The 12,516-nt window shown below is 51.4% G+C and carries 11 protein-coding genes; 7 read left to right on the top strand and 4 right to left on the bottom strand.

The window, feature by feature from the left end:
• Nucleotides 1–26: 26 nt before the first annotated feature.
• Genes ACMAY6_RS09885 through ACMAY6_RS09910 form a run of 6 tightly spaced genes read left to right on the top strand, consistent with a single transcriptional unit; the run spans nt 27 to nt 6,865 of the window.
• Nucleotides 27–983: an AAA family ATPase gene (locus ACMAY6_RS09885; RefSeq protein WP_435211445.1), complete on the top strand. Its 957-nt coding sequence runs from the start codon at nt 27–29 to the stop codon at nt 981–983.
• A gap of 2 nt (nt 984–985) precedes the next feature.
• Nucleotides 986–1,909 carry a DUF58 domain-containing protein gene (locus tag ACMAY6_RS09890; protein WP_435211447.1) on the top strand — a complete coding sequence of 308 codons (924 nt, stop codon included), beginning with the start codon at nt 986–988 and terminating at the stop codon, nt 1,907–1,909.
• Between the two features lie 6 nt (nt 1,910–1,915).
• Nucleotides 1,916–2,389 carry a DUF4381 domain-containing protein gene (locus ACMAY6_RS09895; RefSeq protein ID WP_435211449.1) on the top strand — a complete coding sequence of 158 codons (474 nt, stop codon included), beginning with the start codon at nt 1,916–1,918 and terminating at the stop codon, nt 2,387–2,389.
• Nucleotides 2,382–3,380 (top strand): VWA domain-containing protein, encoded by a 999-nt coding sequence (locus ACMAY6_RS09900; protein WP_435211451.1) that lies wholly within the window; start codon nt 2,382–2,384, stop codon nt 3,378–3,380. Before ACMAY6_RS09895 ends, ACMAY6_RS09900 begins: the two co-directional genes overlap by 8 nt.
• Nucleotides 3,373–5,208 carry a VWA domain-containing protein gene (locus ACMAY6_RS09905; RefSeq protein WP_435211453.1) on the top strand — a complete coding sequence of 612 codons (1,836 nt, stop codon included), beginning with the start codon at nt 3,373–3,375 and terminating at the stop codon, nt 5,206–5,208. The genes ACMAY6_RS09900 and ACMAY6_RS09905 overlap by 8 nt, the downstream gene beginning before the upstream one ends.
• The gene (locus ACMAY6_RS09910) at nt 5,189–6,865 is read left to right on the top strand and encodes a BatD family protein (RefSeq protein WP_435211455.1); all 1,677 of its coding nucleotides are present in this window, start codon (nt 5,189–5,191) and stop codon (nt 6,863–6,865) included. The genes ACMAY6_RS09905 and ACMAY6_RS09910 overlap by 20 nt, the downstream gene beginning before the upstream one ends.
• A 2-nt stretch (nt 6,866–6,867) precedes the next feature.
• On the opposite strand, the gene ACMAY6_RS09915 is transcribed toward ACMAY6_RS09910, so the two are convergent.
• Nucleotides 6,868–7,587, bottom strand: a complete 720-nt coding sequence (locus ACMAY6_RS09915; RefSeq protein ID WP_435211457.1) for a response regulator transcription factor — start codon at nt 7,585–7,587, stop codon at nt 6,868–6,870.
• A 124-nt stretch (nt 7,588–7,711) separates the two neighbouring features.
• On the opposite strand from ACMAY6_RS09915, the gene ACMAY6_RS09920 reads away from it, so the two are divergent.
• The gene (locus ACMAY6_RS09920) at nt 7,712–8,815 is read left to right on the top strand and encodes an HD domain-containing phosphohydrolase (protein ID WP_435211459.1); all 1,104 of its coding nucleotides are present in this window, start codon (nt 7,712–7,714) and stop codon (nt 8,813–8,815) included.
• On the opposite strand, the gene pepN is transcribed toward ACMAY6_RS09920, so the two are convergent.
• The 3 genes from pepN to ACMAY6_RS09935 are packed head-to-tail and all read right to left on the bottom strand — an operon-like array spanning nt 8,816 to nt 12,514.
• Nucleotides 8,816–11,419: an aminopeptidase N gene (gene pepN / locus ACMAY6_RS09925; protein ID WP_435211461.1), complete on the bottom strand. Its 2,604-nt coding sequence runs from the start codon at nt 11,417–11,419 to the stop codon at nt 8,816–8,818.
• On the bottom strand, nt 11,412–12,218 hold the full coding sequence (locus ACMAY6_RS09930; RefSeq protein WP_435215986.1) for a DUF2797 domain-containing protein: 807 nt from the start codon (nt 12,216–12,218) through the stop codon (nt 11,412–11,414). Before ACMAY6_RS09930 ends, pepN begins: the two co-directional genes overlap by 8 nt.
• A 26-nt stretch (nt 12,219–12,244) precedes the next feature.
• Nucleotides 12,245–12,514, bottom strand: coding sequence for a DUF1315 family protein (locus tag ACMAY6_RS09935; protein WP_435211463.1), 270 nt, complete (start codon nt 12,512–12,514; stop codon nt 12,245–12,247).
• Between the last annotated feature and the right edge of the window lie 2 nt (nt 12,515–12,516).

Genomic DNA, 12,516 nt, shown 5'->3' on the forward strand with positions numbered 1-12,516 from the left:
GGCATCCCTAAGACAGAGCGATTTCCGTGACTTCGACACCCCTACAACAACTTGAGCATTGGTTGTCTGGCCAAATTATTGGTCAGCATGATCTCATCCACAAATTATTGATAGCACTTCTAGCAGATGGGCACCTACTCGTGGAGGGTGCACCGGGCTTGGCCAAAACCCGCGCGATAAAGCAAATGTCAGAGGGAATCGAAGGCGGCTTCCATCGCATTCAATTTACCCCCGACTTACTTCCTGGTGATATCACCGGGACTGATATTTTTCGGCCACAGCAGGGGACATTCGAATTTCAACAGGGTCCGATCTTCAATAATTTAATACTGGCGGATGAGATCAACCGCGCCCCTGCCAAGGTTCAATCCGCACTCTTGGAGGCAATGGCAGAGCGTCAAGTCAGCGTGGGTACGCGCACCTACGCCCTTCCCGAGATGTTTTTGGTCATGGCCACTCAAAACCCTATCGAGCAAGAGGGTACCTACCCTCTACCCGAAGCCCAGCTCGATCGTTTTTTAATGCAGGTAAATGTGTCCTACCCAGATGCCGATGCCGAAACTCGAATCCTCAAGCTGGCAAGAAATGAAGCTAGCGGAACCATTCCTGAAGCACCTCAGCCCCTTTCGCAAGATGCTATATTCAAGGCTCGACAATCCGTTTTATCCGTGCACATGGCAGAAGCCGTCGAGGCTTATATTGTGCAGCTCGTTATAGCCACCAGAGAACCCAGCGCCTACAACAACGAACTCTCCGACTGGCTGGAGTTCGGCGCTAGCCCCCGAGCGACGATAGCCCTCGACCGCTGCGCCCGAGCCAACGCTTATTTACACGGTCGGGACTACGTTAGCCCCGATGATGTTCAGGCCGTGGTCACCGACTGCTTAAAGCACCGGCTGATCCTTTCTTTTGAGGCCGAAGCTGCAGGTGTAACGCGCACTCAAGTGATTAATCGGCTTCTTGAGACAGTAGCTGTCGGCTGATCGTGAAACTTCAGCAACAACAACTCCCGCGTGGCGCAGATATCGACAGCAGCGCACTCATTGCCGCGCGCTTCTCTGCTCGATTTCTGGATGTCACCAAAGCGAGTCGAGCCCTCGCAAATCTCGCGGGAGCGAAACGCTCTTACCGTAGAGGTCGAGGCGTAGAATTTGATGAGGTGCGTCAGTACACAGCGGGTGACGATGTGCGAGCTATTGACTGGCGCGTGACAGCACGGTCTGGTGAACCCCACACAAAATTATTTCATGAGGAGCGCGAACGCCCTGTTCTGGTCTCACTCGATCTTCGTCGCACGATGCGGTTCGGTTCACGCAATTGCTTTAAATCGGTCCTAGCCGCACACGCTGCCAGCTTACTTTTATGGTCAGCCCTCGACCGTGGCGAACGCGTGGGCGGTATGGTGGTATCGGGCGATAGAGCGGAGGACATTAGGCCGGCCAGGTCACGACACACAGTATTGGCGATTATTCGAGAGATGGTGCGCTGCGACAAAAATACGACTGAGGCTGAGCCTCTTTCCCTCGCAGAGCAACTTAGACAGATACAGCGGATAGCACGACCGGGCTCCGCCCTATTTCTCATTAGCGACTTTCATGACGGTTTAAATCCGGAGGTTCTGCAAACCCTTCGTCGGCTCGTGCAACACGTACAAATTACCGGGGTCATGATCAGCGACCCGCTAGAACGCAATTTACCTCAGGCAGGTCGCTATGTGGTTAGTGATGCCTCAGGGCGCAGCGCTTTAGATACCGGAAATCGAAAACTGATGGCGCGATTCAGCGCTGAGTTTGACGAACACGCGCAAAACCTGCGCGAGGCCTATCAGGGGCTGCGGATACCACTAATTCCAATGAGCACCGATCAGCTTCCACTGACCGTGCTCCAACGTTACTTTCCAACCCATTAGACGATGATGGATACGGCGTCCCTACTTGAACAGTTGGCCCCCTTACGAGAACCACCCTCAGTCGGCTGGTGGCCACTTGCTCCGGGTTGGTGGCTGGCCCTAATCATCACCAGCTTGCTCATTGGACTTCTGTGCAGAGCCTTGCTGTTACGGTGGCGTAAAAATCGCTACCGCAGACTGGCTTTGGCGCAAGTCACAGTGCTACGGGAACTTGGCAAGCCTTCTCTTGAGCAAGTGAACCGACTGCTAAAAGCAACGGCACTTCGCACTTGGCCTGACCAAAAAGTGGCAGCAATGCACGGCTCCGAGTGGCTACATTTGCTGTGTGAGAGTGCGCCAAAAGCGGGTGATAGCTGGATGAGCTCTCTGGAGGCGGTTTATCGAACGCCGGGTGAACCTGCGACTGACGAACTGTTACAGGGTGCTGTTGAATGGATTCGCTGTCACGATGCTCGTGAAATCGGGAAACGTCATGATTGAACTGGCTTACCCTTGGTTGCTACTGCTGGCTCCTCTGCCCCTCATCATGCGCTTGCTGCATGCCAGCAACCGTTACGAAGAGGCAGCGCTAGAAGCGCCCTTCGCAAGTCGCTGGCGGCAGCTAGCGGGAACCGCGTCACTAGGCCTTCAAAGCAGTCCACTCAAACTTATTGCACTCATTTTGATGTGGCTAAGCTTGGTGACTGCGGCCACTCGCCCTCAGTGGGTAGGCGAGCCTATTGAGCTGGCGAATTCAGGGCGGGACTTACTACTGGCCATTGATTTATCGGGCAGTATGCAAATCGAAGATATGCAGGTCGGCAATAGTCTGGTCTCACGCATTACTGCCGTCAAAGCCATTGCGGCTGATTTCACCAGCCGAAGGACCGGAGATCGGGTTGGACTCATCCTGTTTGGCACTCGAGCGTATGTTCAAGCCCCCCTGACTTTTGATATCAAAACCGTTGAGAAATTTATTGAAGAGGCGCAGCTCGGTTTCGCCGGGGAAGATACTGCCATCGGAGATGCCCTCGGGTTGGCTGTTAAGCGCTTGCGTGAGCGCCCTGCAGATTCACGCGTTCTGATACTGCTTACGGATGGGCAGGATACGGCGAGTACCGTTGACCCTATGGAAGCCGCTGCTCTGGCGTCAGAGATGAATGTCAGAATTTATACCATTGGAATCAGCAGACGTTTGGGCACCACAAGCAATACCTCGGGTGAAGTTGACGAGGCGTTGCTTACAGCCATCGCCCAGGCTACCGGCGGACGATATTTCCGTGCAAGAACACCGCAAGAGCTACAAGGCATTTATCAAGTGCTCGATGAGCTAGAGCCCGTAGAACAAGAAAAATCAACATTCAGACCCATCGAATCCATGACCTGGGTGCCTACCTCCGTCGCATTCTGGTTGGCCTTACTGTTAATCGCTCTTCGAACCTGGCCGCAACTGAGTTTCCGTTCCAACACCAAGGAACAGCAACATGATTGAAGATGGAATCAATGTTTTGCGGCCACAGGCATTTTGGCTTTTGCTTGCGATACCTCCCGCGTTTTTTATGCTTTGGCGTTCGATTCAATCAGCAGCAAGTTGGGCCAAAGTTATCGACCCCCATCTCTTACCTCACCTGATATCCAGCACTACAAACACGACCAAAAGAATAGGCCATTGGTGGACAGTCTGCTGGCTGGTCATGGCGACCATCACAATTGCGGGCCCCAGCCTCCAGAAAATTGAAATACCCGTTTTTCAGCGTGCTGATGCCCTGGTTATCGTGCTTGATCTCAGCGCGTCGATGAATGCCGCCGACATCCAGCCGAGTCGTGTTCAACGTGCCAAACAAAAAATTCTCGACTTGCTCGTCAGTCGTGACGAGGGTGTAACAGGACTTGTCGTCTATGCGGGAGATGCCCACGTGGTGGCCCCGCTTACCGACGACCGTCGGACTATAGAAAACCTATTAGGCGCGTTGGGGCCCGACATCATGCCCCTTCCCGGCTCCGACGTGACAGAGGCTCTCGAGGTTGCGGTCGCGCTTTTACAAACCGCGGGCGTTGCCAACGGCCAAATTCTATTAATCACTGACGGCATGCCAAAGTTTCAGGCCGCCGATGTGACAGATCAGCTTAGGGCTGCTAGAGCGGAGCTGGCTATTTTGGGCGTGGGAACACGCTCTGGCGCTCCCATCCCAAGGCCTGACGGAGGCTTCCTTCGCAATGAAAGTGGCGAAATTGTCATTCCCAGCTTAGACCCTTCAGCACTTGCGAATCATGCAGATGAGCTAAACGGCCGCTTCACTGAAATCACACTCGACAATCGCGACCTAGACCTGCTTCTCAGCCGCTCTAAAACGCTCGACCTTGGTGAAATCGCTCTTGATCGTGAAACAGATACTTGGCTCGATCAGAGCAACTGGCTGGCGCTGTTTTTAGCGCTGTGCCTACTGCCGCTTTTCAGACGAGGCGCTTTAGCGGCCGTCTTACTGATCCCATTGCTTTACCCCGAATCTGCGAATGCCCAACTGTTAACCAATCTTTGGCAAACCCCAGACCAAAAAGGAGCCAATGCGCTCGAGCGCGGCGATGCAGAAGCCGCTGCCAGTCTGTTTGATGACGATGCTTGGAAAGGCACGGCTCAATATGCCGCCGCAAACTGGCAGGGCGCTGCAGACAGCTTCAAAAAAGGTAAAGATGCCAACAATTGGTATAACCAAGGCAATGCCTTGGCCATGGCGGGGAAATTCGAGCAAGCCTTAGAAGCTTTTGATCAATCTCTGGCACTAATGCCTGAGGCTGAAGACGCACTCCGCAATCGCGAGCTCATTGAAAAACTACTAGAGCAACAAGAGCAGCAGTCTCAGCAAGACCAAAATAGCGAGCAAGATCAGGATAGTGATGAGTCATCAGATGGTCAGGAGGGTTCGTCACAGCAAGATGCGCAACAAGGCGCTCAAGAGCAAAACAGTAACGATTCTCAGGCCAGCTCCGACAGCGATTCCTCACAGCAAACTGACCCTAACGAAGATGCTGGCAGCCCGAACCCTAAAGACGGCAAGGCTGACAGTTCAGAGGGCCAATCTGAGCCTGAGGGCACGCAGGAACCTGCATCCTTATCCGAAGAAATGCAGGCAAGACTCGATGCCCAAACTGAAGCGCAAATGGGAAAATTTGACGCTGGCCTAGAAAAGCAGCAAGCCCTAGAGCAATGGCTTCGAAGGGTTCCTGATGACCCCGGAGGCTTGTTACAGCGAAAATTTCGTTACGAGACGATTCAAAGACTGCGTCAAGGAGAGGAGCCCGATGAAGATGTACGCTGGTAAATCAATGCGCTTGAGTTTTTGCGCCGCTTTGTTGTTACTGCTCTCGCTCTCGTTACCTGCCTCGGCGCGTATTACAGCAGAAGTCGATCGCACCGATATCGCCATGGGAGAAACATTACGTCTAACGCTCACGGCTGATGCCGGGGAACGACCGGACCAAATTAGTCTCGATCAACTCGAGGTGGATTTTGAAATTGTTCAGCGCTCTAGCTCAACTAGTGCTCGACTTATTGGTGGCGAGCAAAGTATTACACGGACGCTTGAAATCGAACTATCGCCCCTGCGCGAGGGCATACTGACCATTCCTGCCTTCAACACGGGTGGGCGTCGAACAACGCCCACTGCGATAAAAGTATCACCCGAACCTGAATATGCTCTAGCCGACGAGCTCGTGATCTTTGACGCTGCCGTCGATCAAAATGAAGTTTATGTGCAAGCTCAATTCATACTCACCATCACCCTCCAACAAGCGATTAATCTGGATAACCGCGCAATTTCTGAGGTCGACATTCCTGACACCTATCAAGAGCCACTAGAACAAAAGAGTTTTCAGCGGCGCTCTGGTGGACGTCTTTGGCAAGTCACCGAACTTCGCTACGCAATATTTCCGCAAAAATCTGGTGATCTTCTGGTTCCTGCTATCGCATTTTCAGGCCGTGAACTGCTGCCCGGGCGGTCGCTGTTAGGCGCTAGGCTAGGTCGTCGCATTGCAATGAAATCTGACCCTATCAGCATTCGTGTCAAACCAGTCCCAGCAACATTCCCCGGTGACGTTTGGTTACCTGCGCAACAGCTGACACTTACCAGCAGTTGGAGCACAGCACCCGAGAAGCTGAGCACTGGTGATTCAACGACACGAACACTTGAAATAACCGCTGAAGGGCTTCAAGGAAGCCAGTTGCCGCCCATCACCAGCCTCGGGGGAAGCAGCGCCATTAAAGGGCTTCGTTTCTATCCTGACAAAGAAACTATTGAGCAACGAGAAATCTCACAAGGGCTAGAGGGTTATCGACTGCAGAGTGAAGCGCTAGTCAGCAGTGAGGCAGGTAACTGGACCCTCCCGGAACGCATCATTCCCTGGTGGAACACAAAAACCGACACGCTGGCATTTGCTCGACTGCCCGAGGAACGAATTAGTGTTGCTAGCTTGGTTGCGGTCACAGACTACACAAGCAGTGACCCACTCACTTCAGCCATTCCCCCAGGTGATCAAACCAACAGTACTCGAATGTGGCAAATTGGCGCTGTGGCTGGCTGGCTAGTAGCGATGTTGTTAGGGGGCATACTTTTGAGGGGACGCCATAGCGCAACGCCAGTCTCCAATAGCGCCCAAACAGCGGCTCAAGCTCGGAAAGTGCAGCACTTTATGTCAATGCGAAAGGCCTGCAGCACCAATGATCCTAGCGCCGCGCGTTTAGCTGTACTTGCCTGGGGTCGCAATCAGTTCGACAACCTATCGCCAAACACTTTGAATAGCATTGCCGCAAGAGTTGGGGGCGAACTTGGGCAAGAACTGCGTGCTATCGACACACTGCTTTTTTCGACAGAGAATCCAGAAACATGGCATGGGGCACGGCTTTTTAAGCTATTGAAGGCCTACGATGACGGCCCAGCTTCAGTCCCTGAACACGAACTGAGCTTATATCCGACGGGATAATGTCAAAGCGCCTCTACTTCCAGCGCGAACATATAGCCCACTCCTCGCACGGTACGAACTGGAGGAGTGCTGCCGGGAGCCGTCACCTTTTTTCGAATACGGCTGACTAAATTATCAATATTTCGATCAGACCCGGCCCAATTAGCTGCGTGGGCAGACTCTATTAAAAACTCACGAGACAACACTTGCCGGGCATTTGAAACCAGCGTCTTTAATACCGAGAACTCTAAGGTTGTCAACGAGATATCATGCCCATCTGGCCCCGTAAGCGCCATTGCATTTACATCGAAAACATAACCGTCAAATTTAAAGCGTCCCTGCTCAGATACGCCAGCTTCTGCTGCTTCGCCGTAGGCAACACCACCCGTTCGGTACATCAACTGTCGAATACGCGCGACCATTTCTCGCGAGCTAAAGGGCTTAACAACATAATCATCGGCCCCGGTCTCAATACAAACAACCCGCTCGACCTCAGCACTGCGACCCGACATCACGATAATTCCAATGTCACTTTTACTGCGGACCTCCCTGATAATGTCGACGCCAGATCCGTCGGGCAAAGTTAGGTCCACAACTATTAACTGGGGCTGAAAATCAGGGACCTTTGCCCAGAAGTCACCCACAGAGCCAACCGTGAGTACCTCAAAGCCCCAATGCACGAAAACATCGTGAAGCTCTTCTCCAAATACTTCATCATCTTCAACGATTAACACCTTGAACATGGGTAGGGCTTCCTAAATTCAGCGTAAAAGTGCGTGATTTCCGTACCCCGAGATTGAGGTATACGATATCCTATGCCCACTTTTGGCCAATTGCCAACTAATATGAGTCATCCATAAATTCACTATGAAAATATTGCTCGCTGAAGACGACTCACAGGTACGAACCGAACTCCGTGAACTGCTCATAGAGCAAGGCTATGAAGTGATTACTGCGATTGACGGCATTGATGCGTTTGAGAAATTTCGCGCAGACGAAATGATTGAAATATTGCTACTCGACATCCGTATGCCTCGAGCCACCGGATTACAAACTCTAGACGCCATAAAGAAAATTGAGTCACCAAAAGACCGCGTTTTTGAAGCCCTTTTCATTACAGGCAACAGCGATAGCAATGCGATCATCTCAGCGCTGAAACTGGGGGCTTTTGCATTTCTTTTTAAGCCCATAGTCGTTGAGGAGCTTTTTAAAGAGCTTTCGGACGCCACTGACAGTATCAATCAAAAGCACTACCGTAATTTTCAGAATTCCATGCTGCACGCACAGCAATCCGACAAAGCACCGCTTAAGGTGGCAAGCTCGATAAAGGATGGCATGGGAGCTACCTCTGAGATAGCTGCTATCGGAGCCGAACATTACGCGCCCGGCATTGAACAGCACGTTCATAGAATTTCAGAGATGGCGCTTTGTGTCAGTGTACGCTTGGGCCTTGAGGCTCAGCAGTGCCAACAAATAAGGCTCGCGAGTCTGTTGCACGACATCGGCAAACTCGGCGGGCCTACCGATATTTACACCGCCGAACGGACCCTCACCGCAGAGGAATTCGAAAAAACAAAAGACCATACACGGCTGGGTGCTGCACTTCTTGAACACTATGATGACCCTATTATTGAGGTTGCGCAGAACATCGCCCTTCAGCATCACGAAAACTGGGATGGCACGGGTTATCCCCAGGGTCTCAAAGGCGATGAGATCAGTATTGAGGCAGCCATTGTTCACGCCGTTGATACCTACGACAATTTACGCTCACACAGACCCTACCGCGCCGCACTACCTCACCACAGAGCGATGGAAATACTGGTTAGCGGCGATGAAAAGTCCAACCCTGATCACTTTCATCCGGGAGTGCTTCAGGCGCTTCTGAGCCAGCACCGTGAAATTGAAGCAATTTATGAGCGCTACCGCCCCATCGAAATCAAAAGTAGCTGTGAGCTTGAGACCTCTGAGTAACTACTTCTCCAGCGCTTTGCCCACCACTTCGTAAACATCTCGCGATAAATTATCAAGACCCGCAATACGCTCCAGTTGCTGCTGCATTGCATCTACCCCGTGTGCATAACGGCGAAAGCGTGTCAGCGGCGTGCACAATCGAGCCGCAATCTGAGGGTTCGCTGATTGCACTCTCGCAATCACATCGCCCAACAGTGCGTAGCCGCCGCCGTCCTGACGATGAAATGCCGTTGGGTTAGCAGAGGCAAACCCCCCTACCAACGCCCGAACTTTATTCGGATTACGCCAATCAAAGGCCCCATGATTCTGGAGCTGTAGTACCGCGTCAACAGTGTCTGGGCTAGGCCTTGTCGCTTGAAGGGTGAACCATTGATTAACGATGAGTGCCTCGTGCTGCCACTTCTGATAAAAACCTTCCAGCGCCGCACTGCGCACCGACTCGTTGTCAGCGTTGACCAATACCCTAAGCGCAGCCAAACGATCACTGAGGTTGTCTGCGTTGCGCAGCATGGTCTCAGCCCACTCCAATGCCATAGGCTGTGCGCAGGATAAATTACTTACTGAGAGATGGCGCAATGCCCTTCTACCAATTTGCCAACCATTTGGCTGATAAGTCTCTGAAATAGCGTAACTGTTGAACCAATCGGTCCACTGATCTTCAAACTCAATCGCTAGTATTTTCTTGACGTGTTCCCTAGCCTCCCTAATTTGAAAAACGTCGACAGAACCCCGTTGGGCTTGCCGGTCAGCAAGGGACTCCTCAGACGGCAGTAACAGCAACAACGCCTTCATAGCATCGTCTGTATCACTGGACATTGCTTTTCTGTAGGCCGAAATAAAGGCGTCCGACACAGGCTCGCCACGCATCTGAGCTTCGATAACTCTTGATGAGTAGCGCTGCATTGCATCCCATTTAACAAATTCATCACTGTCATTACTAATCAACGCCGCCAACGTATCGTCGTCGTCTGCACTGCGAAGCCGAACCGGAGCTGAAAAACCCCGCAACAAAGACGCCGCTGGTTTATCTTGAACATCATCGATATGGAAGGTCTGGCTTGCCTCACTTACCTCAAGCAAGCGGGTTGACCCGCCCTCCTCGAAGGTATGCGACTGTCCATTGACCACCAAGCCAATAGCCAGGGGCAAATGAAGCGGAGGCTTTTTCGAACCGTCTGGATCTGAGCCATTGTTTTGCGTCACAGTCAGAGTGACCCGCTTTGCCATGGGATCATATTGATCCTCAATCACTAGCTCTGGCGTTCCTGACTGCTCGTACCAGCGACGAAACTGAGTAAGATCTTTGCCGGAAATCTGCTCCATCGCAGACACAAAGTCATCGCAAGTGACCGCCTGACCATCGTGCTGCTCGAAATAAAGTTTCGCCCCTGCGGTGAACAGCTCGTGACCTAGCAGCGTGTGCAACATCCGCACAACCTCAGCGCCTTTTTCGTACACGGTTAAAGTGTAAAAATTTGAAATTTCAATAAAACTATCCGGGCGAACAGGATGCGCCATTGGGCCTGCATCCTCGGCAAATTGATGGGTCCTCAGAAAGCTGACGTCTTCAACACGCTTCACTCCAGGGGAATTCATGTCTGCTGAAAATTGGGAATCACGGAATACAGTAAAACCCTCTTTTAAACTCAGCTGAAACCAGTCACGACAGGTGACTCGGTTGCCCGAGAAATTGTGAAAATATTCATGAGCAACAATCGACTCAATCCTCAAATATCCTGCATCTGTGGTGATGTCAGGGGAGGCCAAAATGCATGAAGTGTTAAAGATGTTGAGGCCCTTGTTTTCCATGGCACCCATATTGAAATCGTCAACCGCCACAATATTGAATAGGTCAAGGTCATATTCAAGACCGTAAACCTCTTCATCCCACTGCATCGATCTTTTTAACGAGTCCATAGCGTGATCGCAGTAATGGACGTCCTTTGCTTCAACAAATATGTTCAGCGCCACCTGACGGCCAGAAGCCGTGGTGAATGCATCTGACACACATTCAAGCTCGCCCGCTACAAGCGCAAACAGGTAGCAGGGTTTCGGCCATGGATCGTGCCAGGTGCTGCGATGGCGGCCCTCAGGCAAATCTTCTTGGAATACCGAGTTACCATTACTCAGCAGTATCGGACAGGTCTGTTTATCGGCCTCAACAGTGACTTTGAAAATAGCCAATACGTCCGGACGATCCAGAAAGAACGTTATTTTCCTAAAACCCTCAGCCTCACATTGCGTGCAATAAATGGTTCTAGATCTGTATAGGCCTTCGAGGGCTGTATTGGCCTCTGGAAAAATGCGTACCCTAGTGTATAGCTGGCAGCTGCCGCCTACAGAGGGCAATGTTAATTGATTGCCGTCGTAGCTGTATTCGTGAGGTTGCAGGGGCGCACCATCTATTTCAATGCACTCAATCTCGAGATCCTCACCATCAAGGATCCATGGCGCCTCATCCTTCACCTGTCGCTGCAAACGCAATGTGCTGGATACGAGCGTATATCCGTCATAGATTGCAAAGGTTAAATCTACATCAGAGATGGTGAATTCTGGTGCTGTGTATTCTTTCCTATAGATCGTTTTCGGGCTGCCATCACGCATTGTCGTATACCTTAACTTCCAAGTTATAACCGCCATATTTTCTAATGTTGATAACTCCCGTATCAAACATCAGATATTGGCCTTTTATGCCCAGCAGCGTTCCTTCAATTTTCTGCGTTTTGTCCAGATTGTGTGAACTTACTTTGACTGGCCACTCTAAAACTGGATAGTCGATACTTACACTACCTGAGTCATCCAACCACTGAATCGCCTGCATGCCATAGGCAGATTGCAATTCAGTAATACCCTCATGGCAGATATCAGCCAGGGCCCTCTGCCTATCCAGTAAGTCGACAGGACTGCCATTACCTTTAAGCATCGTTTGCCAGGCAGTTTTATCTGCCACATGCTGCGCCAGAAGAATTTCAAGTAGACCCGACTGATAACGAGTGGCAACACGCGCAATTGGTTTCGCCTGAGTGGCACCTTGGTCTATCCAACGAGTGGGAACTTGAGTACCTCGCGTAATACCAACCTTCACTCCAGACGTGTTGGCAAGGTAAACAATATGATCCACAAAACAGTTTGTTTCACCCCACTCTGGTTCCCGGCAAGTTCCTTCAGCAAAATGACACTTTTCAGGTTTAATAATGCAGGTATCACACTGAGCCAAACGCTGAAAACAGGGGTAGCAATAACCCTGATTAAAGCTTTTTTTGGTCAATCTATCGCAATGCACGCAGTTGATAGCGCCTGTGAAATGAATACTGACTTTGCGCCCTAGCCAGGGGTTGACCGGTACCTCTTGATCGCCAGCGATGAAGGTATAACTCACCGGCTCATTCAATTCGACTCGCATTTTTCTGACCGGACCGGATATCTCTGTCACTTATTTTCTTCCTTTTCTAACCAGGTCATTGGTTGGGGATCATCACAGCTACTGCCGGCTTTATGTCCCTTATCGATATAGCCAATGCGCTCCTCCGGCGGCAAATTTAACTCACCCCAAGCTATGACAGCCTGCATCGTATGTTCTCGCTGCGCAGCGGTAATGCTGGTGCCGTCTGGCCACAGACCCGTTGCCAGTGCCCGCACCATACGCTCGTAAAGTTCTGGCCCCATCGCACGTACTGTTTCCAGATACGGATCAGTCAAGC

Source organism: Luminiphilus sp. nBUS_16 (assembly GCF_051201645.1).
GTDB lineage: Bacteria > Pseudomonadota > Gammaproteobacteria > Pseudomonadales > Halieaceae > Luminiphilus.